The 24,590-nt window shown below is 60.8% G+C and carries 22 protein-coding genes; 14 read left to right on the top strand and 8 right to left on the bottom strand.

What is annotated here, in order from left to right; all coding sequences use genetic code 11:
- Positions 1-14: 14 nt before the first annotated feature.
- The 6 genes from HP062_RS18245 to bioB form a co-directional block, all read right to left on the bottom strand.
- Entirely contained in the window at positions 15-311 is a 297-nt protein-coding gene (locus HP062_RS18245; RefSeq protein ID WP_172791835.1) for a pyrroloquinoline quinone biosynthesis protein PqqE, read from the bottom strand.
- 107 nt (positions 312-418) lie between these two features.
- Positions 419-1,099, bottom strand: coding sequence for a dethiobiotin synthase (gene bioD, locus HP062_RS18250; RefSeq protein ID WP_010467119.1), 681 nt, complete (start codon positions 1,097-1,099; stop codon positions 419-421).
- The gene (gene bioC / locus HP062_RS18255; RefSeq protein ID WP_077747295.1) at positions 1,096-1,908 is read right to left on the bottom strand and encodes a malonyl-ACP O-methyltransferase BioC; all 813 of its coding nucleotides are present in this window, start codon (positions 1,906-1,908) and stop codon (positions 1,096-1,098) included. The genes bioD and bioC overlap by 4 nt, the downstream gene beginning before the upstream one ends.
- Positions 1,901-2,632 carry an alpha/beta fold hydrolase gene (locus tag HP062_RS18260; RefSeq protein WP_010467117.1) on the bottom strand — a complete coding sequence of 244 codons (732 nt, stop codon included), beginning with the start codon at positions 2,630-2,632 and terminating at the stop codon, positions 1,901-1,903. Before HP062_RS18260 ends, bioC begins: the two co-directional genes overlap by 8 nt.
- Complete coding sequence (gene bioF, locus HP062_RS18265; RefSeq protein ID WP_172791836.1) at positions 2,625-3,803, bottom strand: 8-amino-7-oxononanoate synthase; 1,179 nt, start codon at positions 3,801-3,803, stop codon at positions 2,625-2,627. Before bioF ends, HP062_RS18260 begins: the two co-directional genes overlap by 8 nt.
- Positions 3,804-3,969: 166 nt before the next feature.
- The gene (bioB, locus tag HP062_RS18270; protein ID WP_010467114.1) at positions 3,970-5,025 is read right to left on the bottom strand and encodes a biotin synthase BioB; all 1,056 of its coding nucleotides are present in this window, start codon (positions 5,023-5,025) and stop codon (positions 3,970-3,972) included.
- Positions 5,026-5,115: 90 nt separating this feature from the next.
- Here bioB and HP062_RS18275 point away from each other — a divergent pair, with 90 nt between their 5' ends.
- The 5 genes from HP062_RS18275 to rarD all read left to right on the top strand — a co-directional run bounded on the left by HP062_RS18275 (position 5,116) and on the right by rarD (position 10,974).
- The gene (locus HP062_RS18275) at positions 5,116-5,856 is read left to right on the top strand and encodes a ComF family protein (RefSeq protein WP_042932511.1); all 741 of its coding nucleotides are present in this window, start codon (positions 5,116-5,118) and stop codon (positions 5,854-5,856) included.
- Between the two features lie 186 nt (positions 5,857-6,042).
- Positions 6,043-6,807 carry a TOBE domain-containing protein gene (locus HP062_RS18280; protein WP_172791837.1) on the top strand — a complete coding sequence of 255 codons (765 nt, stop codon included), beginning with the start codon at positions 6,043-6,045 and terminating at the stop codon, positions 6,805-6,807.
- 57 nt (positions 6,808-6,864) lie between these two features.
- Positions 6,865-8,766, top strand: coding sequence for a PhoX family phosphatase (locus HP062_RS18285; RefSeq protein ID WP_077747292.1), 1,902 nt, complete (start codon positions 6,865-6,867; stop codon positions 8,764-8,766).
- A 182-nt stretch (positions 8,767-8,948) separates the two neighbouring features.
- Positions 8,949-9,923, top strand: coding sequence for a serine/threonine protein kinase (locus HP062_RS18290; RefSeq protein ID WP_077747291.1), 975 nt, complete (start codon positions 8,949-8,951; stop codon positions 9,921-9,923).
- A 163-nt stretch (positions 9,924-10,086) separates the two neighbouring features.
- The gene (gene rarD, locus HP062_RS18295) at positions 10,087-10,974 is read left to right on the top strand and encodes an EamA family transporter RarD (RefSeq protein WP_010467094.1); all 888 of its coding nucleotides are present in this window, start codon (positions 10,087-10,089) and stop codon (positions 10,972-10,974) included.
- Between the two features lie 215 nt (positions 10,975-11,189).
- Here the strand turns inward: rarD and HP062_RS18300 are convergent, their stop codons facing one another.
- Positions 11,190-11,708, bottom strand: a complete 519-nt coding sequence (locus tag HP062_RS18300; protein ID WP_010467092.1) for a glycine cleavage system protein R — start codon at positions 11,706-11,708, stop codon at positions 11,190-11,192.
- Between the two features lie 535 nt (positions 11,709-12,243).
- Here HP062_RS18300 and HP062_RS18305 point away from each other — a divergent pair.
- Positions 12,244-14,421: a malate synthase G gene (locus tag HP062_RS18305; protein WP_172791838.1), complete on the top strand. Its 2,178-nt coding sequence runs from the start codon at positions 12,244-12,246 to the stop codon at positions 14,419-14,421.
- Positions 14,422-14,479: 58 nt separating this feature from the next.
- Here the strand turns inward: HP062_RS18305 and HP062_RS18310 are convergent, their stop codons facing one another.
- Complete coding sequence (locus HP062_RS18310) at positions 14,480-14,941, bottom strand: response regulator (RefSeq protein WP_102593750.1); 462 nt, start codon at positions 14,939-14,941, stop codon at positions 14,480-14,482.
- Between the two features lie 251 nt (positions 14,942-15,192).
- Here HP062_RS18310 and HP062_RS18315 point away from each other — a divergent pair, with 251 nt between their 5' ends.
- The 8 genes from HP062_RS18315 to HP062_RS18350 all read left to right on the top strand — a co-directional run bounded on the left by HP062_RS18315 (position 15,193) and on the right by HP062_RS18350 (position 24,402).
- The gene (locus HP062_RS18315; RefSeq protein WP_042932509.1) at positions 15,193-17,133 is read left to right on the top strand and encodes a putative nucleotidyltransferase substrate binding domain-containing protein; all 1,941 of its coding nucleotides are present in this window, start codon (positions 15,193-15,195) and stop codon (positions 17,131-17,133) included.
- Positions 17,130-17,837 carry a PolC-type DNA polymerase III gene (locus tag HP062_RS18320; protein ID WP_010467084.1) on the top strand — a complete coding sequence of 236 codons (708 nt, stop codon included), beginning with the start codon at positions 17,130-17,132 and terminating at the stop codon, positions 17,835-17,837. Before HP062_RS18315 ends, HP062_RS18320 begins: the two co-directional genes overlap by 4 nt.
- 240 nt (positions 17,838-18,077) lie before the next feature.
- Positions 18,078-18,596 (top strand): RNA polymerase sigma factor, encoded by a 519-nt coding sequence (locus HP062_RS18325; protein WP_010467082.1) that lies wholly within the window; start codon positions 18,078-18,080, stop codon positions 18,594-18,596.
- Positions 18,593-19,564 carry a FecR domain-containing protein gene (locus HP062_RS18330; RefSeq protein ID WP_172791839.1) on the top strand — a complete coding sequence of 324 codons (972 nt, stop codon included), beginning with the start codon at positions 18,593-18,595 and terminating at the stop codon, positions 19,562-19,564. The genes HP062_RS18325 and HP062_RS18330 overlap by 4 nt, the downstream gene beginning before the upstream one ends.
- 247 nt (positions 19,565-19,811) lie before the next feature.
- A complete protein-coding gene (locus HP062_RS18335; protein ID WP_172791840.1) occupies positions 19,812-22,238 on the top strand; it encodes a TonB-dependent siderophore receptor in 2,427 nt (808 codons plus the stop codon).
- A gap of 71 nt (positions 22,239-22,309) precedes the next feature.
- On the top strand, positions 22,310-23,440 hold the full coding sequence (locus HP062_RS18340; RefSeq protein WP_010467074.1) for a PepSY domain-containing protein: 1,131 nt from the start codon (positions 22,310-22,312) through the stop codon (positions 23,438-23,440).
- The gene (locus HP062_RS18345; protein ID WP_010467072.1) at positions 23,437-23,616 is read left to right on the top strand and encodes a hypothetical protein; all 180 of its coding nucleotides are present in this window, start codon (positions 23,437-23,439) and stop codon (positions 23,614-23,616) included. The genes HP062_RS18340 and HP062_RS18345 overlap by 4 nt, the downstream gene beginning before the upstream one ends.
- Before the next feature lie 156 nt (positions 23,617-23,772).
- Entirely contained in the window at positions 23,773-24,402 is a 630-nt protein-coding gene (locus HP062_RS18350) for a glutathione S-transferase (protein ID WP_077747449.1), read from the top strand.
- The last annotated feature ends 188 nt before the right edge of the window (positions 24,403-24,590 follow it).

Consider the following 24,590-nt stretch of genomic DNA (forward strand, 5'->3'; position numbering starts at 1 on the left):
GGGTTCAGCGAGGGTCAAGCGTAGGTATCAATCAACGTTCCAAGCATTTCGTCGGACGCCTTGGCGACTTTCACGCCGGCCTCCACCTGAAACTTGCCCTGGACCATCTCGACCATATTGCTGGCCAGGTCCGATTGCTGGCTGCGGTCAACCGAACGCAGGCGGTCTACCTGAACCTCGGAAGACTGGCTTGTCACCGAACGCTCGAGGGTACTGCTGGCGATCTGGCCGGAAGCCTGATCGACACGGTTCTGCCCTGTCTGAATAGTGCTCAGACCGGCATAAAAAGCGGTGTTTCCTGAGATTTCCATGGGAGAACTCGTCCTAAATAGGAACAACAGCGGCCATTGAAACAGACCTGATGGCAAAAGGCCCGACAAAAACACTAATGGCACAGTGCCTTGTCATAGGCAAAATCTCAATCCAGCAGATCCAGTTGCAGGTGTTCCGCCACCGCTTCTGCGGTGACCGATTTGAGTTTTGGCACTCGTCCAAGACAAGGCGCGGGAATGCGCTCGGCGAGGGTCGCGAGGTTCTCTTCCAGGCGCGAGGTCTTCGGATCGATGATATTGGCCACCCACCCCGCCAGCTGCAAACCGTCCTGGGCAATCGCCTCGGCGGTCAGCAGCGCATGATTGATGCAACCCAGGCGCACGCCGACCACCAGGATCACCGGCAGGCCCAGCGCCATTGCCAGATCCGACAGATTGTCCTGATCCGCCAACGGCACGCGCCAGCCGCCGGCGCCTTCGATCAAGGTGAAATCGGCCTGCATGTCGAGAATCGCGAGCATCGGCGTCAACAGTGATTGCACCGTGAGCGCCACGCCCGCCTCCCGCGCGGCCAGGTGCGGAGCAATCGGCGGTTCGAACGCCACCGGGTTGACCTGTGCATAAGTCAGCGGCAACGAGCACTCGGCCAGCAACGCCAGCGCATCGGAATTACGCAAACCCTTGGGCGTCACATCACAGCCGGAAGCGACCGGCTTGCCCGCCGCCGTACTCATGCCCGCCGACCGCGCAGCATGCAACAGGCCGGCAGCAATGGTGGTCTTGCCGACATCAGTGTCCGTGCCGGTAATGAAATAAGCAGCGCTCATATGGGTTTCTCCAACACGGCGTAGACCACTTGATAAGTCGCCGGCAATCCTTCGGCCTGACGAAACTGCTCATAAGCCTCGACCAAGCCAAGGATCCGCGCCCGACCGGTCAAACCGCCCGGCCGACCGGGGTTCAAGTTGTGTGCGCCCAACGCCTTGAGTTCATGCGTCAGGCTGCGCACGTCCGGGTAATGCAACACATGAGGACGGGTCTCCAGACTGACAATCCGCAAGCCACTGGTCGCGCACAGCTGTTGATAAATACCGAACTCGCGGAAGCGATTGACGTGCACCATGCCATCCACTTGACGCCAGCTGTCACGCAACTCAAACAGCGTCCCTACACAAAGACTAGCAAACGCGAATACCCCGCCCGGCTTGAGTGCCCGAAACGCCTCACTGAGCACCGATTCGAAATCCGCGCACCACTGCACCGCCAGGCTGGAGAAGATCAGATCACAGGTCGAATCCTGCAACGGCAACCGTTCTGCATCCCCGGCGATGAAATGGGTGGCGCCGCCTAATGGTCGGGCGTGTTTGAGCATGCCCTCGGCGATGTCCATTGCCAGTCCGTTGCCCGAAAAAAAGCGCTCGCCCAATGCCCGGCTGAAATGCCCGGTACCGCAGCCCAGATCCAGCCAGACACCCGGCACAAAATCACCGGGCAAACGGCTCAACAACTGGCTGCCGACATCGCGCTGCAATTCGGCCACGCTGTCGTAGCTCGACGCCGCGCGGGAGAAGGAGGCCGCCACCTGGCGCTTGTCAGGCAAGCCGCCGGGTAGATTGGGGAAAGATAAATCAGTCATCACCGGACTCGTGCAAAAAGGCCTGGATCGCCCCCGCCACACCGTGGGGGTCTTCCAGTAGAAACGCATGGCTGGCCTGTTCGATCAGGCCGATTTCGACATCCGGCAGCAAGGCCAGCAACTCGCTCGCTGCCTCGGCCGGGACCAGACCGTCGAGACCGGCGAACAAATGCAGTTGCGGACCACGAAATGCCTGCAAGGCTTGACGGGTATCTAGTTGGGCGAGCACTTCCAGACCGCTCATCAGCACTGCTTCAGAGGTGTGCGGCGCCCCACCGAGCAACAACCGCGACAGCCCGCGAGGATCTTCCGAGCCTTGGGCGCAAAGGAGTGAAAAGCGCTTCAACGTCATTCGCGGATCGGCCTTGCAACCGGCGAGAAACGCGTCGAAGGTTTCGCCAGCCATCGCGCTCGGCCATTGCTCATGGGCGACAAAAGAAGGATTGCTCGCCAGGGTCAGCAAGCCACAGCAACGATCACCACGACGCGCCGCCAGCTCAGACGCAAGCATGCCACCGAGGGACCAGCCACCGAGCCAGGTGTCTTGCGGGATCGTCGAATCCAGTTCATCGAGCCACTCTTCAATATCGCTCGATTCCAGTTCCGGCAACGGCTCGATCTCTACCCGCAGATGCTCATCCAGCCCCTGCAAGGCGGCCGCTAAAGGCTCCAGCGGTGAAATGCCGAGGCCCCAGCCGGGCAGCAGAATCAGTCGATCACGCATGGCTTGGCTCCGGTCCCAGTAATTGAAAACAATCGGCCAGTCCATTCAACAATAGCTGCACCTGCGCTTCGCTGTGGGCGGCGGTCAGGGTCACGCGCAGACGGGCGCTGCCGGCGGGCACGGTGGGCGGACGAATCGCCGTGACCATCAGCCCGCGCTCGCGCAGCATCTGCGACAGTCGCATCGCACGCCCGGCATCGCCGATCATGATCGGCTGGATAGGCGTGAAGCTGTCCATCAACTCCAGGCCGATCTGCTCGGCGCCATGGCGGAACTGGCGGGTCAGCGTCTTCAGATGCTCGCGTCGCCAATGTTCAGTGCGCAGCAGCTCAAGGCTTTTCAGCGTCGCGCAAGCCAGGGCCGGTGGCTGGCTGGTGGTGTAGATATAGGGGCGGGCAAACTGGATCAGGCTTTCGATCAGTTCTTCGCTGCCGGCCACAAAGGCTCCTGCCGTGCCGAATGCCTTGCCGAGGGTGCCGACCAGCACCGGCACGTCTTCCTGACTCAGGCCGAAATGCTCGACAATCCCGCCGCCGTTGGCGCCCAGCGGGCCGAAGCCATGGGCGTCATCGACCATCAGCCACGCGCCCTTAGCCTTGGCTTCCCGGGCCAACGCCGGCAAGTCGGCAATATCGCCGTCCATGCTGAACACGCCGTCGGTGACCACCAGTGTATTGCCGGTAGCCTTCTCCAGCCGCTTGGCCAGGCTGACCGCGTCGTTGTGCAGATAGCGATTGAAACGCGCGCCGGACAACAAACCGGCATCCAGCAACGAGGCATGATTGAGGCGGTCTTCCAGCACCGTATCACCCTGCCCGATCAACGCGGTGACCGCGCCGAGGTTGGCCATGTAACCGGTGGTGAACAGCAGCGCACGCGGGCGACCGGTCAGGTCGGCCAACGCTTCTTCCAGCTCATGATGCGGCGTGCTGTGGCCAATGACCAAATGCGACGCCCCGCCACCGACACCCCAACGAGCAGCACCGGCGCGCCAGGCTTCGATCACTTGCGGATGATTGGCCAGGCCCAGGTAATCGTTGTTGCAGAACGCCAGCAATGGCTGACCGTCGACCACCACTTCCGGGCCTTGAGGGCTTTCGAGCAGGGGGCGCTGGCGGTAGAGGTTTTCGGCACGACGGGCAGCAAGGCGTGCGGCGAGATCGAAAGACATGCAGGCCTCGTGGATCAGAATTCAGTAGCGATCGCAGTACCTGTGGGAGCGAGCCTGCTCGCGAAAGCTATCGAACAACCAACATTTATGTTGAGTGTGAATGCCTCTTCGCGAGCAGGCTCGCTCCTACAGGGTTTTGCATTCCTTCAGAAGGATCAGTGGAGCGTCAAACAGCCGCGTTATAGAACTGCTCGCTGCTCTTCTGCTCAACCAACGCTTGTTCGATCGCGGCCTGATGCACTTCGTCCGCGTGCTCTTCGCGCGCTTCCGGCAGGATCCCCAGGCGCGAGAACAGTTGCATGTCCTTGTCGGCCTGCGGGTTGGCGGTGGTCAGCAGTTTTTCGCCGTAGAAAATCGAGTTGGCACCGGCGAAGAACGCCAGGGCCTGCATCTGCTCGTTCATCGCTTCGCGGCCAGCGGACAGACGCACGTGGGATTGCGGCATCAGGATGCGCGCGACGGCGAGCATGCGGATGAAGTCGAACGGGTCGATGTCCTCGGCGTTTTCCAGCGGCGTACCGGCGACTTTCACCAGCATGTTGATTGGCACCGACTCTGGATGCTCGGGCAGGTTGGCCAGCTGGATCAGCAGATTGGCGCGGTCATCGAGGGACTCGCCCATGCCGAGGATGCCGCCGGAGCAGATCTTCATCCCCGATTCACGCACGTAAGCCAGGGTTTGCAGGCGCTCGCTGTAAGTGCGGGTGGTGATGATGCTGCCGTAGAACTCCGGCGAGGTGTCGAGGTTGTGGTTGTAGTAATCAAGGCCGGCGTCGGCCAGCGCAACGGTCTGGTCCTGATCCAGGCGACCCAGGGTCATGCAAGTTTCCAGGCCCATGGCTTTCACGCCTTTGACCATTTCCAGCACGTAAGGCATGTCTTTGGCCGACGGGTGTTTCCACGCCGCGCCCATGCAGAAACGGGTCGAACCGATGGCCTTGGCGCGAGCGGCCTCTTCGAGGACCTTCTGCACTTCCATCAGCTTTTCTTTTTCCAGGCCCGTGTTGTAGTGACCGGACTGCGGACAATATTTGCAATCTTCCGGGCAGGCGCCGGTCTTGATCGACAGCAGGGTGGAAACCTGGACGCGGTTGGCGTCGAAATGCGCGCGGTGCACCGTTTGCGCCTGGAACAACAGGTCGTTGAATGGCTGAACGAAGAGTGCTTTGACTTCGGCCAAAGACCAGTCATGACGCAGGGTGGCAGAGGTGCTGGCGCTCATGGGCGTTTCCTTGTTTATGCTTGGCAAGCGACTGGGGAAGGGAATACCCACAGACGCGACACGGATGTTCGGCATATTTAAGGAAGAGTGATGCGCTGTCAACCACGATACGTTGGACCGGTTTACATCTGGTTAAATAATAACCAACACTGTTTGCTCTGCAGTGAAGCCACCGAGGACGTCAGGCCGATCTGCATGGCCTGTGAAACCGACCTGCCCTGGCTGGGCGATCACTGCCAGACCTGCGCGCTGCCGTTGCCTGCGTCAGGCCTGACGTGTGGCCCATGTTTAAAACTGCCGCCGGCTTTCGAGCGGGTCGCCGCGCCCTGGACGTACAGCTTTCCGGTGGACACATTGATCACGCGCTTCAAGCACAGCGCCAAGTGGCCGTTTGGCCGCCTGCTCGGCGAACTTCTCGCGCAGTTCCTGCAACATCGCTTCGATGAGGACCTTAATCGGCCCGACGTTCTGGTCCCCGTTCCGCTGGCTGCAAAACGCCTGCGTCAACGGGGTTTCAACCAGGCTGCGATGCTCGCCCACTGGCTCAGTAGTAGCCTCGACATCCCTTGCGATGAACAACTGCTGCTGAGGATTCAGGACACCAGCGCGCAACAGGACCTGAATGCCGACGCTCGCAAAAAGAACCTGCGCAATGCGTTTGCCCTGACGGCCGATGCGCCGGTCAAAGGGCGGCACCTGGCAATTGTGGACGACGTGCTGACCACCGGCGCCACGGCTCAGGCCCTGGCTCGCCTGTTGATGGACGCGGGCGCGGCTCGGGTAGATGTTTATTGCCTGGCCCGCACGCCCAAACCCGGCGACGCAGCCTGACGTAACGCCATGCACAAAACCAGTGGGAGCGAGCCTGCTCGCGATGCGGTGTATCAGACACATCAATGGTGACTGTGATGGCCGCATCGCGAGCAAGCTCGCTCCCACAAGGACGTGGGCTGACTTGACTCCCAGGCTTCCAGCCGCCAACGTCCTCCCCATCGCCACAGCCCAAAGCGCCTCACCATGTCCTTGCCCACCTCGTTGTCCCAGCACATTGTCCGTCGCCCGCAGCGCATCGCGTTGCTGCAACATATTGCCGAACAGGGCTCGATCACCCGCGCCGCGAAAAGCGCGGGACTGAGTTACAAGGCGGCGTGGGACGCTATCGATGAGCTAAACAACCTAGCGCAAAAACCGCTCGTGGAGCGCAGCGTCGGCGGCAAGGGCGGTGGTGGCGCCAAGCTTTCAAGTGAAGGCCAGCGAGTGCTGCGCCTTTATCAAAAACTGCAAGCCTTGCAGGCTCAGGTGTTGGAAGCCGCCGAAGATGCCAGCGACCTGGACCTGCTCGGTCGGCTGATGCTCAGAACCAGCGCGCGCAATCAATTGCACGGCAAGGTCGTGGCGATCGACAACCAGGGGCACAACGATCGGGTCCGTCTTGAACTGGCCGAAGGCTTGACCCTCGATGCGCAGATCACGCACGACAGCACCTTGCGCCTGGAGCTGGAGACCGGCACCGAAGTCGTGGCCCTGATCAAGGCCGGTTGGCTGGAGTTACTGGGCATCGATCAACAAGCGACACCGGGTAGCAACTTTCTGAATGGCATCATCGAAGAAATACTCGACGCCCCAGACGGCCCCAGCGAAGTGCGCATCGGCCTGCCCAATGGCCAGACACTCTGCGCGCTGGCCGAGCCGCAGCACCTGAGGAGCCAGGGGCTTGCCACCGACAAACCGGTGCGGGTGCAGTTCGCGCCGTCCAACGTCTTGCTCGGCACACCGCTCTGAAACAAAAGTTTCATCATTGCTCTTTAAGGTGGCTGCAAAACCAGCAGGGAGCCTGATGTGAGCCTATTAGAAGAAAACCAGTCCACCGACCTCGAGAAAATGGTCGGCCTCAGCCGTCGCGGTTTCATCAGCGCCGGCGCCCTCTGCGGTGCGGCCATGTTCCTCGGTGGCAACCTGCTGAGCCGCAGCGTATTGGCCGCGAGTGTCAGCGCAGGCTCCAGCAAACTGTTGGGTTTTGACAGCATCCCCGCCGCCACCAGCGACGCAATCACCCTGCCGCCGGGCTACAAGTCTTCGGTACTGATCAGCTGGGGCCAGCCATTGCAAAAAAACGGTCCGGCATTTGACCCGAGCGGTAACGGCACCGCCGAGCAACAGGAAGTCCAGTTCGGTGACAACAACGACGGCATGAGCCTGTTCGAATTTCCCGGGGAAAAAGACCGGGCGCTGATGGCAATCAACAACGAATACACCAACTATCGCTACCTCTACCCGCACGGCGGCATGCCGCAATCGGCCGAAGAGGTGCGCAAGGCACTGGCCTGCGAAGGCGTGTCGGTGATCGAAGTGCAACGCAAGAACGGCCAATGGGCGTTCGTCCAGGGCTCGCGCTACAACCGACGCATTCACGGCAACGCACCGATCAGCCTCAGCGGCCCGGCTGCCGGCCACGCACTGGTGAAAACCAGCGCCGACCCGCAGGGCAAGCATGTCCTCGGCACCTTCCAGAACTGCGCCAACGGCATGACGCCGTGGGGCACATACCTGACCTGCGAAGAGAACTTCACCGATTGCTTCGGCAGCAGCAATGCCGAGCAGAAGTTCGATGCCGCGCAGAAGCGTTATGGCGCAGTGGCGGCCAGCAAAGAGATCAACTGGCATCAACACGATGAGCGGTTCGACCTGGCGAAAAATCCGAACGAGCTCAACCGTCACGGCTGGGTCGTGGAAATCGACCCGTTCGATCCGCAATCGACGCCGGTCAAACGAACTGCGCTGGGCCGCTTCAAACATGAAAACGCTGCGCTGGCTGAAACCCATGACGGTCACGCCGTGGTGTACATGGGCGACGACGAACGCGGCGAGTTCATCTACAAGTTCGTCAGCCGCGACAAAATCAACCACAAGAACCCCAAGGCCAACCGCGACCTGCTGGACCACGGCACCTTGTACGTGGCGCGCTTCGATGCGGGCGACAGCAACGCCGATCATCCGAAAGGCCAGGGCGAATGGATCGAACTGACCCACGGTAAAAACGGGATCGACGCCAGCAGCGGTTTTGCCGATCAGGCCGAAGTGCTGATTCACGCGCGCCTCGCGGCCAGCGTGGTGAAGGCCACGCGCATGGACCGTCCGGAATGGATCGTCGTCAGCCCCAAGGATGGCCAGGTCTATTGCACGTTGACCAACAACGCCAAGCGTGGCGAGGACGGCCAACCGGTAGGCGGGCCGAACCCGCGCGAGAAGAACGTCTACGGGCAGATTCTGCGCTGGCGCACTGATCGTGACGATCACGGCTCCAAAAGCTTTGCCTGGGACCTGTTTGTGGTCGCCGGCAACCCGGGCGTCCACGCTGGCACGCCGAAGGGCGGTTCGTCGAACATCACGCCACAGAACATGTTCAACAGCCCGGATGGCCTGGGCTTCGACAAGGCCGGGCGGTTGTGGATTCTCACCGATGGCGATTCGAGTAATGCAGGCGACTTCGCCGGCATGGGCAACAACCAGATGCTGTGTGCCGACCCGGTGACCGGGGAGATTCGTCGGTTCATGGTCGGGCCGGTTGGCTGCGAGGTCACGGGGATCAGCTTCTCGCCGGATCAGAAGACGTTGTTTGTCGGGATCCAGCACCCTGGAGAGAACGGGGGCTCGACGTTCCCGGAGCATCTGCCGAATGGCAAGCCGCGGTCTTCGGTGATGGCTATCACGCGTGAAGATGGCGGGATCGTCGGCGCCTGATCGGGCCCCATCGCTAGCAGGCTAGCTCCCACACGGGATCTGCGACACACCGCAAATCCCCTGTGGGAGCTAGCCTGCTAGCGATGGCAACACCACTCATCTCAAGCCTTAACACTAAAGACGCCCCGTCTGCGCTACCATGCTTGGCCGGACGCGGCAGCCTGCTGCGCGCAGGAGTCAGCATGGCCCACCCGTTTGCAACCCTCACCCCAGACCTCGTGCTCGATGCCGTCGAAAGCATCGGCTTTCTCAGCGACGCACGCATCCTGGCGCTCAACAGCTACGAAAACCGCGTCTATCAGGTCGGCATCGAAGACTCCGAGCCGCTGATCGCCAAGTTCTACCGCCCACAACGCTGGACCAACGAAGCGATTCTCGAAGAACACCAGTTCACTTTCGAACTCGCCGAGTGCGACGTGCCGGTGGTGGCGCCGATGATTCACAACGGCGTCAGCCTGCATGAACACGCCGGGTTTCGTTTCACCCTGTTCCCCCGCCGTGGTGGCCGTGCGCCGGAGCCGGGCAATCTTGATCAGCTGTATCGACTGGGTCAGTTGCTTGGCAGGTTGCACGCCGTCGGCGCCACCAAGCCGTTCGAACACCGTGAAGCGCTGGGCGTGAAGAACTTTGGTCACGATTCGCTGACCACCCTGCTCGAAGGCAATTTCGTCCCCAAGAGCCTGCTGCCGGCCTACGAGTCCGTGGCCCGCGACCTGCTCAAGCGCGTGGAAGAGGTCTACAAGGCCACCCCGCACAAGAACATCCGTATGCACGGCGATTGCCACCCCGGCAACATGATGTGCCGCGACGAAATGTTCCACATCGTCGACCTCGACGACTGTCGCATGGGCCCGGCGGTGCAGGACATCTGGATGATGCTGGCGGGGGATCGCCAGGAATGTCTCGTTCAACTGTCGGAACTGATGGACGGCTACAACGAATTCCACGACTTCGACCCACGGGAACTCGCGCTGATCGAACCGCTGCGCGCCTTGCGCCTGATGCACTACAGCGCCTGGCTCGCCCGCCGCTGGGACGACCCGGCGTTCCCGCACAGCTTTCCGTGGTTTGGCAGTGAACGGTATTGGGGTGATCAGGTGTTGGCGTTGCGCGAGCAATTATCTGCTCTCAACGAAGAACCGTTGAAGCTCTTCTGACAACCAGATCCCCTGTAGGAGCGAGGCTTGCCCGCGAAGAACGATATCGCGGTCTGCCTGAAATACCGCGATATCGTTCTTCGCGGGCAAGCCTCGCTCCTACAAAAAATACAACACATCTATACAATCCCCTCTTTGTTAGCTGCCTAAGCAAGGATTCTGCATGCAAGCTGCCAACCCGCGTCGCGGGTACATCCTGGGCCTGAGTGCCTACATCATCTGGGGCCTGTTCCCGATCTATTTCAAAGCCATCGCCAGCGTGCCGGCCGTGGAGATCATCATTCACCGTGTACTGTGGTCGGCGCTGTTCGGCGGCTTGTTGCTGATGGTCTGGAAACACCCGGGATGGTGGCAGGAACTGCGGGATAACCCGAAACGCCTGGCGGTCCTGGCCCTGAGCGGCACGCTGATTGCGGCCAACTGGCTGACCTACGTCTGGTCGGTGAACAACGGGCGCATGCTTGAGGCCAGTCTCGGTTACTACATCAACCCTCTGGTAAACGTGCTGCTGGGGATGTTGATCCTCGGTGAGCGGCTGCGGCGCATGCAGTGGATCGCGGTGGGGCTTGCGGCCATCGGCGTGGCGCAGCAGGTGTGGCAAGTCGGCAGCTTGCCGTGGGTGTCGCTGGTGTTGGCGCTGACGTTCGGCTTCTACGGTTTGATCCGCAAGCAGGCACCAGTGAAGGCGCTGCCCGGCCTGGTGGTGGAAACCTGGATGCTGGTGCCGATTGCCATTGCCTGGCTGCTGTTCAATCAGACGGCCACAAGCGCTCAGCCCGAGTTCTGGACCACATCCGAAGCCTGGTGGCTGGTGGCGGCCGGGCCAGTGACGCTGGTGCCGCTGGTGTGTTTCAACGCCGCCGCACGGCATCTGCCCTACACGACGCTGGGTTTCCTCCAGTACCTGGCGCCGACGCTGGTGCTGTTGCAAGCCGTGCTGTTGTTTGGCGAGCATTTGTCTTCCAGCACGCTGGTCGCGTTTATCTTTATCTGGGCAGGTCTGGCGGTTTACAGCGTCGATGCGGTGATCAGTCTTCGCCGCCGCAGCTGATCAAAAAACACACAAACCTCTGCGAGCCACGTCCTTCGTGGCCTGCAGTGATCCTTCCCAAGGTTATCCACAGCGTGATCCCCGCCGTTTGTGCGCAACTTGTTGAAACTGATGGTTTTTTGATCAGATCTGGAAGAAGCCCGGCCGGCGTGGGCTGGCGGGCTGTCTCTACAGGTTATCCACAGGCAGGTGCACGTTTAACTTGGATAACCCGGTCAGGGTTCACTGCGCAGCACCAATTCCACCATCAGATCGTCGGCCAGGGTTTCCAAGCGCGACTGCAAGACATCCAGCGATAAGGTCAGCGGCACCGCCAGGATCGCTTCGGCGTGAAACAACGGCTCGCTGCTCATCGGTGCCGGACGCACTTCGGTCACCAGACGCTCCAGGCTCACCCCTTGCTCACTCAGCAGGCGAGTGATGTCACGGACAATCCCCGGGCGGTCATTGCCCACCAACTCCATGGCAATCGGTTTCCAGGTGCAGGATTGCTCAATGCCGCTTTCGGCGATCAGCACGCGAATACCGTGGGCGGACAACGCCTTCAGGGCATCGACCAGCTCATCGTAAGCCTCGGCCGGCACGCCCACCCGAAGAATCCCGGCGAACTGCCCGGCCATGCGCGACATGCGGCTCTCCAGCCAGTTGCCGCCATGCTCGGCAATGCATTGGGCAATGCGCTCGACCTGCCCTGGCTTGTCCGGAGCGAAAACAGTGAGTACGAGGTGGTCCATGGCGCAGCCCTCTTTTGTTATAGAAAAAGAAGTATAGGCAAGGGTTGTTACTGCGTTGAATCGGCGAACGCCTTCGCGGGCAAGCCTCGCTCCTAGAAGGAGCCGCCCCCTGCAGGAGCGAGGCTTGCCCGCGAAAGGAGCGCCGCGAAGAACATCGCGAACAATAAATCGTGTACAAGTTTTTATATTTAACTGGAACAATCCAATAGTTTTTTGAGAACATCCCGTGCCCCGACGTGACTGCAATGCGTCATGGGGTCGCAGAACGACGTAATTAGTCTAATTTTCACAAGCGCAATTCATCATGTAGTATGCCGCAGCGCGCACTACATAACGTTGGATCGATGTCTGCCACAGGCACACTCGCAGCCCTGATAGCCCTGTCAGCAAGGCCTCAAAGCCGTTGATCGGTTCCATCCCAGCCGCCCGAAATGGCATGTACTGGTGGAAGGGGTTTGTGGTTTAAATAGCCAGAGGCTTCATTGTTAATTTGAAGAGCTGAAAAGCGAAATAGCTGAGCAGAGTGAGGCAAGCAATGACTGAACACGTTCAAGTCGGTGGCCTGCAGGTCGCCAAAGTCCTGTTCGACTTCGTGAACAACGAAGCCATTCCCGGTACCGGCCTCACCGCCGATAAGTTCTGGGCCGGTGCCGACAAGGTCATCCATGACCTGGCGCCGAAGAACAAAGCCCTACTCGCCAAACGCGATGATTTCCAGGCTCGTATCGATGGCTGGCACCAATCCCGTGCCGGTCAACCTCACGACGCTGTGGCCTATAAAGCCTTCTTGCAAGACATCGGTTATCTGCTGCCAGAAGCGGCTGATTTCCAGGCAACGACGCAAAACGTCGATGACGAAATCGCCCGCATGGCCGGTCCACAGCTTGTGGTTCCGGTGATGAATGCCCGTTTCGCGCTCAATGCCTCGAACGCCCGTTGGGGTTCGCTGTATGACGCGCTCTACGGCACCGATGCCATCAGCGAAGCTGACGGCGCGGAGAAAGGCAAAGGCTACAACAAGGTTCGCGGCGACAAGGTCATCGCCTTCGCCCGAGCCTTCCTCGACGAAGCCGCGCCCCTGGCGGCCGGCACTCACGTCGATTCCACCGGCTACAAGATCGTTGACGGCAAACTGGTCGTCGCCCTCAAAGGCGGCAGCAACACCGGCCTGCGCAACGATGCACAGCTGATCGGTTTCCACGGCGATACAGCCGCACCGACTGCAATCCTGCTGAAAAACAACGGCCTGCACTTCGAAATCCAGGTCGATGCCAGCACCCCGGTCGGCCAGACCGACGCTGCCGGTATCAAAGACATCCTGATGGAAGCTGCGCTGACCACCATCATGGACTGCGAAGACTCCGTCGCCGCTGTCGATGCCGATGACAAAGTGGTGATCTACCGCAACTGGCTCGGCCTGATGAAGGGCGACCTGTCGGAAGAAGTCTCCAAAAGCGGTCAGACCTTTACCCGCACCATGAACGCTGATCGCACCTACACCGGTGTCGACGGTAAGGAACTGAGCCTGCATGGTCGTTCGCTGTTGTTCGTGCGCAACGTCGGTCACCTGATGACCATCGATGCGATCCTCGACAAAGATGGCAACGAAGTGCCGGAAGGCATTCTCGACGGCTTGATCACCAGTCTGGCAGCGATCCACAGCCTCAACGGCAACAACTCGCGCAAGAACAGCCGCACCGGTTCGGTCTATATCGTGAAGCCGAAAATGCACGGCCCGGAAGAAGCCGCGTTCACCAACGAGCTGTTCGGTCGCATCGAAGAAGTCCTCGGTCTGCCGCGCAACACGCTGAAAGTCGGGATCATGGACGAGGAGCGCCGCACAACGGTCAACCTCAAGGCCTGCATCAAAGCTGCGAGCGAGCGCGTGGTGTTCATCAACACCGGTTTCCTCGACCGTACGGGCGACGAAATCCATACCTCCATGGAAGCCGGCCCGATGGTGCGCAAGGCGGACATGAAGGCCGAGAAGTGGATCGGCGCCTACGAAAACTGGAACGTCGATATCGGTTTGAGCACCGGCCTGCAAGGTCGCGCCCAGATCGGTAAAGGCATGTGGGCGATGCCCGACCTGATGGCGGCGATGCTCGAACAGAAAATCGCTCACCCGCTGGCCGGCGCCAACACCGCCTGGGTTCCATCGCCGACTGCCGCTGCGTTGCACGCGCTGCATTACCACAAGGTCGACGTGTTCGCCCGTCAGGCCGAACTGGCCAAACGTGCCCGCGCGTCGGTTGACGACATCCTGACCATCCCGCTGGCGGTGAACCCGCAGTGGACTGCGGAACAGATCAAGAACGAACTGGACAACAACGCCCAGGGCATTCTCGGTTACGTGGTGCGCTGGATCGATCAGGGCGTGGGTTGCTCGAAGGTGCCGGACATCAACGACATCGGCCTGATGGAAGACCGTGCGACGCTGCGGATTTCCAGCCAGCACATCGCCAACTGGCTGCGTCATGGCATCGTCACACATGACCAGGTCATGGAAAGCCTCAAGCGCATGGCGCCGGTGGTTGACCGCCAGAACGCCAACGACGCGCTGTATCGTCCGCTGGCACCGAACTTCGACAGCAACATCGCCTTCCAGGCGGCGGTCGAACTGGTGGTTGAAGGCACGAAGCAGCCAAACGGCTACACCGAGCCGGTCCTGCACCGTCGTCGCCGCGAGTTCAAGGCTGCCAATGGCCTGTAACTGAGCACTGACGCCGGACAAAAAAAGGCCCTGATCGAAAGATCAGGGCCTTTTTTTATCAAGTCGGTGTTTGCTCATCCATTATTCCCAACTCATGTTTGACCAGCTCCAACAACCTGCCGGTATCGACAGGTTTGAGCAGGAAGTCGACCACGCTCAGATGCATTGCGGCGATTGCGTCTTTCACGTCGGCGTCGCCGGAAACGATGATGAACGGCATCGCCGCCCGGACTGACTCTCGCACCTGGCGGATCAGGTCCAGGCCATCGATGTGCCCCATTCGCAAATCAGTGATCACCAGGCCAATCGTTGGTTTTTCGATCACCATTTTGAGTGCAGTTTCGCCACTGGCGGCGGTCATGCAACGAATACCGTCCAACGCAAGAATCTCCGACAACAGCTCACGCGAGTCTTTATCGTCGTCAACGATCAGCACCCGCTGCGCCGGTAAATCGGGTTCGAGCATGACGGCACTCAGCGCCTCGCGCTCGGCATCACTCAAAATATCGTGGTCGGACATGGCTTTCTCTACGTTTTCAATTCAATCCCCTAGCACTTTCGTCAGACATCGCTAAGTAGACCTTCAATGTGCACTTCGTCGGAAACTTTTCCTATAGCCAATGTAGGAGGTTTTTCCTGCATTTGCGTCAGACATTTCCTAACTTCCGAAGCCTGCACGCCCCGACCTAGACTTACGTCCAATGGGCACCCTGCATGTACGAGCCGACCATGGGGTAGTCATCCGACAACAATTCAAAAAAGACTGCGGTAATGGTTATGAGTAGAGAGGACGCCTTTACACAGGCAGGGAAAACCGCGGTGTTGCAGAACATTCAGGGCACTTTGCAATTCCTTCAGCGATTCCCGCCCTTCAATCAAATGGAACACGCGCACCTGGCGTACCTGGTTGAACAATGTCAGCTGCGTTTTTATGCGCCCGGCGAAAGCATCATCAAACCGGCCGACGGGCCGGTCGAGCATTTCTACATCGTCAAACAAGGACGGGTTGTGGGTGAGCGCCCGCATACGGCCAAGGGCGGCACCGAAACCACCTTCGAAATCACCACCGGCGAGTGTTTCCCCCTCGCCGCGCTGCTGGGCGAACGGGCGACCCGCACCGAACACCTGGCGGCCGAAGACACCTTTTGCCTTCAGCTCAACAAGCTGGCGTTCATCAAGTTGTTCGCCCTTTCCACCACGTTTCGCGACTTCGCCCTGCGCGGTGTCAGCAGCCTGCTGGATCAGGTCAATCAGCAAGTCCAGCAAAAAGCCGTGGAAACCCTCGGTACTCAATATTCGCTGAACACGCGACTGGGCGAATTGGCCATGCGCCATCCGGTGACTTGCAGCCCCGCCACGCCATTGCGTGAAGCCGTGACCCTGATGCATGAGCAACAGGTCGGCAGCATCGTGATTGTCGACGAGCGCAAAGCCCCACTGGGCATTTTTACCCTGCGCGACCTGCGCCATGTGGTGGCCGACGGCACTGACGACTTCAACGAAGCGATCGAACGCCACATGACCCAGGCGCCGTTTTTCCTGTCGCCGGACCACAGCGCCTTCGATGCGGCGATCGCCATGACCGAACGGCACATCGCCCACGTCTGCCTGGTGAAGGACCATCGTCTGTGCGGCGTGGTGTCCGAGCGCGACCTGTTTTCCCTGCAACGGGTGGACCTCGTCCATTTGGCGCGGACTATTCGCAGCGCCCAGAAAGTGGAAAACCTGGTGGCGCTGCGCGGCGAGATCGGCCAACTGGTCGAACGCATGCTGGCGCACGGTGCCTCCTCGACCCAGATCACCCACATCATCACCTTGCTCAACGATCACACCGTGTGCCGGGTGATCGAACTGACCCTCGCCGAAAAAGGCGACCCTGGGATTCCATTCAGCTGGCTGTGCTTCGGCAGCGAAGGCCGCCGCGAACAGACGCTGCACACCGATCAGGACAACGGCATTCTGTTCGAAGCCCGGGACGCGGCGCATGCCGCCGAAATTCGCGGAAAATTGCTGCCGATTGCCCAGCAGATCAACCAGAGCCTGGCACTCTGCGGCTTCACGCTGTGCAAGGGCAACATCATGGCCGGCAACCCTGAACTGTGTTTGTCCCGGGCCGAATGGGCGCGGCGTTTTGCGGCGTTTATTCGTGAGGCGACGCCGGAGAACCTGCTGGGTTCGAGCATCTATTTCGACCTGCGGGTGGTCTGGGGCGACGAACAAGGTTGCGAGCAGCTGCGTCGGGGGATTCTCGATCAGGTGAATGACAACCGGTTGTTCCAGCGGATGATGGCCGAGAACGCCTTGCGCAACCGCCCTCCGGTCGGGCGTTTCCGTGAGTTCGTGCTGGCGCGCAAGAATGGCGAGAAAGCCACGCTGGATCTGAAAGTCCAGGGGCTGACGCCTTTCGTCGATGGCGCCCGATTGCTGGCCCTGGCCCATGGCATCGAGTCCAACAATACCTTGGAGCGCTTTCGCGAACTGGTGGCCAAAGAGGTCATCGAACGGCTCGACGGCGCCGCGTATGAAGAGGCCTACCACTTCATCCAGCAAACCCGCATGCAGCAACATCAGCTACAGACTCGGGAGAACTTGCCCTACTCCAACCGGGTCGATCCGGACAGCCTCAATCATCTGGACCGACGGATCCTGCGTGAATCCCTGCGCCAGGCTCAACGCCTGCAAAGCAGCCTGGCCCTGCGGTATCAGCTATGAGCCTGTTTTCATGGCTGCGTCCGGCAGGCCCAAGCCTGACCGCTGAACTCCAGCTACGTCTGCAACGCTTACCCTCGGCGGCCGATCTGAGTGAATGCAGCCTGCGCGAGCAGCGCTGGGTGGTGCTCGACCTGGAAACCACCGGGCTGAACCTGAACAAGGACCGGGTGTTGTCCATCGGCGCGGTGGTGATCGAAGACGGAGCGATCGATTTCAGCCAGCAGTTCGAACGCACGCTGCAATGCGCCGATATGAAGGTAGGGCCCAGCGTATTGATTCATGGTCTGGGGCCTAGCGCGATTGCCGCTGGCAGCGATCCGGCTCAGGCACTGGTCGAATTTATGGAGTTCGTCAGAGACAGCCCGGTGCTGGCGTTTCATGCGCCGTTCGATCAACACATGCTGGGGCGTTCGCTGAAAGAGCATCTGGGCTACAAATTGCAGAATACGTTTCTGGATGTGGCGGACATCGCACCGTTGCTGTGTCCTCAGGCGCACATTCGCGATGCCGGGCTCGATGACTGGATCGACTGGTTCAAGCTGGAAGTCTTCGAACGCCACAACGCCAGCGCCGATGCGTTGGCCACGGCGGAGCTGGCGTTGATTCTGTTCAGCCGGGCGCGGCAGCAGCAGATTCATAGCCCGTTGAATTTGCAGCAGCGGGTGAGTCAGTGGAAACGCCGGCAGCGGGCGCCGTCCTTCTAAATCTGCGGCGCCGTTCTGACGCCTTCGCGGGCAAGCCTCGCTCCTACAGGTTTTGTGTTGATCTGTGGAACGACGACATCCTGTAGGAGCGAGGCTTGCCCGCGAAGCACGACAACGCGGTCCACCTGAAAACTCCCCATCAAAAACCACCTGACCAGTGGCCAATTGCTTACCTCCCCCGCCTCTGCCACAATCGCGAACAATTCTCGTTAGTTAACACTTCCCAATCGGTGATGCTGCGTGTCGTCAGTCCAAAGCCCCCAAAGTGAGCTCGTTGGTGCGTTGTATCGCGACCATCGCGGGTGGCTATTGGCTTGGCTGCGACGCAATGTGGCCTGCCCACAACGAGCCGAAGACCTGAGTCAGGACACCTTCATGCGCCTGCTCGGCCGTGATGAGCTGAAGGAGCCTCGTGAACCGCGGGCGTTTCTGGTGGCGATCGCCAAGGGCTTGCTGTTCGACTATTTCCGTCGCGCAGCGCTGGAACAGGCCTACCTCACCGAATTGATGCTGATCCCCGAAGGCGAACAACCGTCGGTGGAAGAACAGCAGCTGATCCTCGAAGACCTGAAAAACATCGACCGCCTGCTTGGCAAGCTTTCCAGCAAGGCCCGGGCGGCGTTTCTCTATAACCGCCTCGACGGCCTCGGCCATGCGCAAATCGCCGAGCGTCTGGGCGTGTCAGTGCCTCGGGTTCGCCAATACCTGGCCCAAGGCATTCGTCAGTGCTACATCGCGCTGTACGGTGAGCCGGTATGAGCCCGGCCAGTTCCAAACCGGTATCAGCGCAGGTGCTGGATGCCGCGATTGCCTGGCAATTGTCCCTGGATTCCGGCAGCCCGGTGGAGCGCGAAGAGTTCACCAAATGGCACGCCGCCCACGAGGAACACGCGCGGGCCTGGCGCCAACTGGGCATGCTCGACCAGCGTTTCAGCGTCGCCAGCGGCCCGGCGCGCACGGCGTTATTGCAATCGCGCGAAAGCATTCGCCGACGGGTGCGCAAGCTCGGCAGTGGCCTGGCCAGCGTCGTCGCAGTAATCGGCTTGGCGCTGTTCGTCGGTGATCGTCATTTGCCCATCGAGTATTGGCTGGCCGACCAGCGCACCGCCACCGGCGAGCAGCGCACCCTGCGCCTGAGCGACGGCACGCTGATCAACCTCAACACCCACAGCGCGGTGGACGTGCGTTTTGACGAGAAGCAGCGGCTGATCATCCTTCAGGAAGGGGAAATTCTCGTCGAAACCGGTCATGGCGACGCGCGGCCGTTTATCGTCGAAACCCGTGAAGGCAGCCTGCGCGCGCTGGGTACGCGGTTCCTGGTCAAGCGCGAGGACGACGGCACGCGACTGAGCGTGTTGCAGTCCGCGGTGGCCGCCCATCCGCAGTCGAGTCCTGAAGAGCAGATCCTGCGTGAAGGCCAGCAAGTGCTGATGCGCAGCAATGGCCTGGGCCCAATCGTCGCGCTGAACCTCGGCGCCGATGCCTGGACCCGCGGCATGCTGGTGGTGGACAACACACGACTGGAAGACCTGGTGCACGAACTCGGTCGATATCGACGGGGGCATTTGGGCGTTGCGCCGGAGGTGGCTGACCTGCGGATCACCGGTAGCTTCCCCCTGCACGACACCGACAAGGCGCTGAGCGCGCTGCTGCCGACCTTGCCCGTGCAGATCGAACAGCACACGCCGTGGTGGGTGACGGTGGCGAAGGCCGAAGCCAAGCCCTGAGGGGTGTTGCGTCTGATCGGCCGCCTTCGCGGGCAAGCCTCGCTCCTACAGGATGTCATCGCTCCACAGGTCGACACAAAACCCGTAGGAGCGAGGCTTGCCCGCGAAGAGGCCGTCAACAACAGCACACATCTAGACTCAGCCCCTCACTTACTGAATCGAAATTATTTTCATCCAGCCCTATCACTTTGGGATTCTCATTCGGCACCTAGGCAATTGAGAAATATTTCCATTCAGGAGCCGCTGTATGTCCCGTTCGCTAGACACCTTGTTGCGCCCCAGCTTGCTGGCCATCGCCATTGCCCTTTGCGCCCCGCTGGCCAGCAGTCAGCTGATTGCCGCTGAACAGGCGTCCAGCGTTCGCGCCTACAACCTGCCGGCCGCGCCACTGGCCAGCACGCTGAACCAGATCGCCAGCCAGGCGGGCCTCGCGCTGTCGTTGAACCCTTCGCTGGCCGCGGGCAAGACCTCCGCGCCGGTCAAGGGCCAGTACGACGCCGCCAGCGCCCTGCGTGAAGCCTTGCGCGGCACCGGTCTGCAACTGGAACAAAGCAACGCCGGCACCTACAGTCTGGCCGCCATCCCCGAGGGCACGCTGGCCCTGCCGGAAACCGCCGTCATCGGTGTGCAAAACACTGAAAGCGCCTGGGGCCCGGTGGAAGGCTACCTCGCCACGCGCACCGCCGCCGGCAGCAAGACCGACACCGCGCTGGTCGAAGCGCCGCGCTCGATATCGGTCGCCACTCGCCAGCAAATGGAAGATCGCAATGTGCAGAACCTCGATGACGCCGTGCGCTACATGCCCGGCATCGTCGCCAGCAGCTACGGCAGCGACACCCGTGCCGACTGGCTGCGGGTCCGGGGCTTTGAGCCGACCCAGTTCCTCGATGGCTTGCCTCTGCCGAAAGGCACCTACGCCAACCCGAAACAGGAAACCTGGAACCTCGATCGCCTCGCCCTGCTGCGCGGCCCGGCGTCGTCGGTGTACGGCCAGACCCCGCCGGGTGGCTTGCTGGACATGGTCAGCCGCCGTCCAAGCGCTGAAGACAGCCACGAGATCCAGCTGCAATACGGCAGCGACAACCAGCGCCAGATCAACTTCGCCAGCACCGGCAAAATTGATGACGAAGGCCAGTTCCTCTATAGCCTGAGCGGCGTGGTGCGCGACAGCGGCACGCAGATCGACCACGTCGACAACAAGCGCTACAACATCGCGCCAAGCCTGACCTGGAACATCGACGAAGACACCCGCTTCACCCTGCTCACGCAATTCACCCGCGACGATACCGGCATCACCAGCCAGTTCCTGCCGGTGCAGGGCACCAAGATCGACATGCCGTTCGGCAAGGTTTCCCATCATAAGAATCTCGGCGACCCGGACTGGGAATACTACGACCGCAACTACTACGCTCTGGGCTATGCGTTCGAACATCGCTTGAACGACGTCTGGCAGTTCAAGCAGAACCTGCGTTACACCAAATCCGATCTGTCGTTCCAGGGGCTCACTGTCGGCTCGTATCCGTTCACCCAAGTGGATAACGAAGGCAACGTCGGGCGCACCAGCACCATCGTCGATGAAGACATCAGCCAGTTCGCCGTGGATAACAATTTCCAGGCCGACTTCGCCACCGGCAATGTCCGTCACACCCTGCTGCTGGGTCTCGACCACCAGCGCAGCAACACCAACTACACCTCGATTTTCGGCGACGGGCTGACCACCAACGTCAACAACCCGATCTATGGCCAGCCCATCGTTCGTCCACCGCGCTCCACCGCGTTCTACGACTACAACCAGAAGACCTACCAGACCGGCCTGTACGTACAGGATCAAATGGCCCTCGACCAATGGCGCCTGACCGTCGGCGGACGTGAGGATTGGGTCCACACCAGCACCGAGTTTTTCAACAAGGGCGATGCCACCAACACCCAGCGCGACAAAGCCTTCAGCGGCAACGCGGCGATCAGCTATGTGTTTGACTCCGGCTTTGTGCCGTATCTGTCTTACGCCGAATCCTTCCAACCCACCACTGGCGCATCAGCCTCCAGCACCGAATCGTTCAAGCCGACCGAAGGCAAGCAGTGGGAGTTGGGCATCAAGTACCAGCCACCGGGCAGCAACACCCTGCTCAGCGCAGCGGTGTATGACCTGACCCAGAAAAACGTCTCGGTCACCACCACCGTCGGCGCCACACCGATCACCAGCCAGACTGGCGAAGTGAAGGTCAGGGGCCTGGAGCTGGAAGCGGTGTCCGACGTCACCGAAAACCTGAAAATCATCGCGGCCTACACCTTGGCCAAATCCGAAGTGCAGAAAGGCGACTACAAGGGCAACCGACTGCAACTGATGCCCAACCAACAAGCTTCGCTGTGGGCCGATTACACCTGGCACACCGGCGTGCTGGATGGCTTCGGCATTGGCGCCGGCGCTCGCTACACCGGCAACACCTACGGCGATCAGGGCAACACCTGGCTGGGCAAGGCCGATGCCTACACCGTGTTCGACGCGGCGGTCCATTACGACCTCGGCCGTCTGGACAACAGCCTGAAAGGCGCGTCGCTGGCACTGAACGCCACCAACCTGTTGGACAAGGACTACATCTCCACCTGTGACAGTTTCTACTGCTACTACGGCGACCAGCGCAGCGTCGTCGCCAGTGCAACTTACAAGTGGTAATTGCCTGAGCTGAACGCTCCAAGACCAAGCCGTCCTTCGGGGACGGCTTTGGTATTTCTGAAGGCCATCAAATGAAAAGTAAAACAATTCGCCGCTGGTCGTTCATCCACACCTGGACCAGCCTGATCTGCACCGTGTTCCTGCTGATGCTGGCGCTGACCGGCCTGCCGTTGATCTTCCACCACGAGATCGACCACCTGCTGGGCGATGCCGCCGAGTTGAAGCAAATGCCGGCGGACACCCCGCAGCTGAATTTGCAGCAGTTGGTGCAGGCGGCGGAAAAACATCGCCCCGGCGAAGTCATGCAGTATTTCGGCTTCGACGAAGAAGAGCCCAACGCCGCGATCGCCATCATGGCGGCCACCGCCGGTACCGAGCCCAATTCGTCGCACACCTTCATGCTCGACGCCCGCACCGGCGAAGCGCTGGAGATGCCGTCGGCCAACGGCGGTTTCATGATGGTGATGCTGCGCCTGCACGTGGACATGTTCGCCGGTCTGCCGGGCAAGTTGTTGCTGGCGTTCATGGGGCTGATGTTTGTCGTTGCCATCATTTCCGGGACGGTGCTGTACCTGCCGTTCATGCGCCGCTTGAAATTCGCCAGCGTGCGCCAGGACAAATCCACTCGCCTGCGCTGGCTCGACCTGCATAACCTGATCGGCGTGGTCACCCTGACCTGGGCACTGGTGGTCGGGGTGACCGGCGTGATCAGTGCCTGCGCCGACCTGCTGATCGCCGCCTGGCGCAACGACGCACTGAGCACGATGATCGCACCCTACCGCGACGCGCCACCGCTGACGCAATTGGCACCCGCGACCCGTTTGCTCGACATCGCCAAGGAAGTCGCGCCGGGCATGCAACCCGATTTCATCGCCTTCCCCGGCACACGGTTTTCCAGCGAACACCATTACGCCGTGTTCATGAAAGGCAGCACCCACCTGACTTCGCACCTGCTGACCCCGGTGTTGATTGACGCCAGTACCCTGCAAGTCACGGCGGTGGCGGAACGACCGTGGTACATGGACGCCATGGGCATGTCGCAACCCCTGCACTTTGGTGATTACGGTGGCATGCCGATGAAAATCCTCTGGGCGACTCTGGATGGGCTGACCATCGTCGTGCTGGGCAGCGGGGCTTATCTGTGGGTAGTGCGGCGCAAGGCGGCGAAACCTGCGCTCGAGCAAGCGGAGGCTCAAGCATGAGGCCACGACAGTCGAACTTCTGGAAGGTCTTCGCCACGCCCACCGTGATCGCGCTGCTCAGTGCCGCGGGGTTGTTCGCCGCGTTGCTGGGCGACGGCGTGTGGGATGCCTTGAGCTGGCTTGGCCTGGGCGTCCCTGCCGTCCTGGCCCTGCGCGGCCTGCTGCAACGCCGCTGATCCTTGTGGGAGCGAGCCTGCTCGCGATGGCGGCCTGACATTCAACAGGGTGCTGAATGTAAACGACCTCTTCGCGAGCCGGCTCGCCCCCACGATCTTGAGCAATCTCTTGAACGCGCTATGCTGCCCAGCACTGCCCAACTCCGAGACGCTGCCATGTCCGCCCCCAGCATGACCCTGTTCCACAATTCGTTATCGCCCTTCGTCCGCAAAGTCATGGTGCTGTTGCACGAAACCGGTCAGACCGACCGCGTGGCGCTGCAAGACTGCGTGCTCACACCGGTAAGCCCGGATCAGGCGCTCAACGAGGACAACCCGCTGGGCAAGATCCCGGCCCTGCGCCTGGCCGACGGCAACGTTATCCATGACAGCCGGGTGATCCTCGATTACCTCGATCATCAACACGTCGGCAACCCGCTGATCCCCCGCGACGGTTCGGCCCGCTGGCGCCGTTTGACCCTGGCCTCGCTGGCCGACGGGATCATGGACGCTTCGGTGGTGGTTCGTTATGAAGTGGTCCTGCGCGCCCCCGAAAAACAGTGGGACGAATGGCTCGATGGCCAGCGCGACAAGATTCGTCGCGCACTGGCGCTGTTGGAGAAGGACGCGATTGCCGAGCTGACCAGCCATTTCGATGTGGCGGCGATCAGTGTGGCGTGTGCGTTGGGTTACCTCGACCTGCGCCATCCGGATCTGCAATGGCGCGAGGCGAATCCCCAGCTGGCGGCCTGGTATTTCGAGGTGAGCCAGCGGCCGTCGATGGTGGCGACGATGCCGAAGGTTTGAATCTTCGCTGACGGGTGCGGCCTCATCGCGAGCAGGCTCGCTCCCACAGTTGATCGGTGGTGTGCACGAACCTTGTGTTCACTGCAGATCCCTTGTGGGACCGAGCCTGCTCACGATGGCACCACACCGGGTCAACAGGAAACAAACCGAATATCTGCTTCGCCAACTCTTCCCCCTCCCGCTGATCC

Source organism: Pseudomonas sp. B14-6, from assembly GCF_013260315.1.
Lineage (GTDB): Bacteria > Pseudomonadota > Gammaproteobacteria > Pseudomonadales > Pseudomonadaceae > Aquipseudomonas > Aquipseudomonas mandelii.

What these genes read in the sequence shown, in the direction of transcription:
- HP062_RS18245 (WP_172791835.1), bottom strand. Translation starts at nt 311, where the DNA reads ATGGAAATCTCAGGAAACACCGCTTTTTATGCCGGTCTGAGCACTATT.
- bioD (WP_010467119.1), bottom strand. Translation starts at nt 1,099, where the DNA reads ATGAGCGCTGCTTATTTCATTACCGGCACGGACACTGATGTCGGCAAG.
- bioC (WP_077747295.1), bottom strand. Translation starts at nt 1,908, where the DNA reads ATGACTGATTTATCTTTCCCCAATCTACCCGGCGGCTTGCCTGACAAG.
- HP062_RS18260 (WP_010467117.1), bottom strand. Translation starts at nt 2,632, where the DNA reads ATGCGTGATCGACTGATTCTGCTGCCCGGCTGGGGCCTCGGCATTTCA.
- bioF (WP_172791836.1), bottom strand. Translation starts at nt 3,803, where the DNA reads ATGTCTTTCGATCTCGCCGCACGCCTTGCTGCCCGTCGTGCCGAAAAC.
- bioB (WP_010467114.1), bottom strand. Translation starts at nt 5,025, where the DNA reads ATGAGCGCCAGCACCTCTGCCACCCTGCGTCATGACTGGTCTTTGGCC.
- HP062_RS18275 (WP_042932511.1), top strand. Translation starts at nt 5,116, where the DNA reads ATGCGCTGTCAACCACGATACGTTGGACCGGTTTACATCTGGTTAAAT.
- HP062_RS18280 (WP_172791837.1), top strand. Translation starts at nt 6,043, where the DNA reads ATGTCCTTGCCCACCTCGTTGTCCCAGCACATTGTCCGTCGCCCGCAG.
- HP062_RS18290 (WP_077747291.1), top strand. Translation starts at nt 8,949, where the DNA reads ATGGCCCACCCGTTTGCAACCCTCACCCCAGACCTCGTGCTCGATGCC.
- rarD (WP_010467094.1), top strand. Translation starts at nt 10,087, where the DNA reads ATGCAAGCTGCCAACCCGCGTCGCGGGTACATCCTGGGCCTGAGTGCC.
- HP062_RS18300 (WP_010467092.1), bottom strand. Translation starts at nt 11,708, where the DNA reads ATGGACCACCTCGTACTCACTGTTTTCGCTCCGGACAAGCCAGGGCAG.
- HP062_RS18305 (WP_172791838.1), top strand. Translation starts at nt 12,244, where the DNA reads ATGACTGAACACGTTCAAGTCGGTGGCCTGCAGGTCGCCAAAGTCCTG.
- HP062_RS18310 (WP_102593750.1), bottom strand. Translation starts at nt 14,941, where the DNA reads ATGTCCGACCACGATATTTTGAGTGATGCCGAGCGCGAGGCGCTGAGT.
- HP062_RS18315 (WP_042932509.1), top strand. Translation starts at nt 15,193, where the DNA reads ATGGTTATGAGTAGAGAGGACGCCTTTACACAGGCAGGGAAAACCGCG.
- HP062_RS18320 (WP_010467084.1), top strand. Translation starts at nt 17,130, where the DNA reads ATGAGCCTGTTTTCATGGCTGCGTCCGGCAGGCCCAAGCCTGACCGCT.
- HP062_RS18330 (WP_172791839.1), top strand. Translation starts at nt 18,593, where the DNA reads ATGAGCCCGGCCAGTTCCAAACCGGTATCAGCGCAGGTGCTGGATGCC.
- HP062_RS18335 (WP_172791840.1), top strand. Translation starts at nt 19,812, where the DNA reads ATGTCCCGTTCGCTAGACACCTTGTTGCGCCCCAGCTTGCTGGCCATC.
- HP062_RS18340 (WP_010467074.1), top strand. Translation starts at nt 22,310, where the DNA reads ATGAAAAGTAAAACAATTCGCCGCTGGTCGTTCATCCACACCTGGACC.
- HP062_RS18345 (WP_010467072.1), top strand. Translation starts at nt 23,437, where the DNA reads ATGAGGCCACGACAGTCGAACTTCTGGAAGGTCTTCGCCACGCCCACC.
- HP062_RS18350 (WP_077747449.1), top strand. Translation starts at nt 23,773, where the DNA reads ATGTCCGCCCCCAGCATGACCCTGTTCCACAATTCGTTATCGCCCTTC.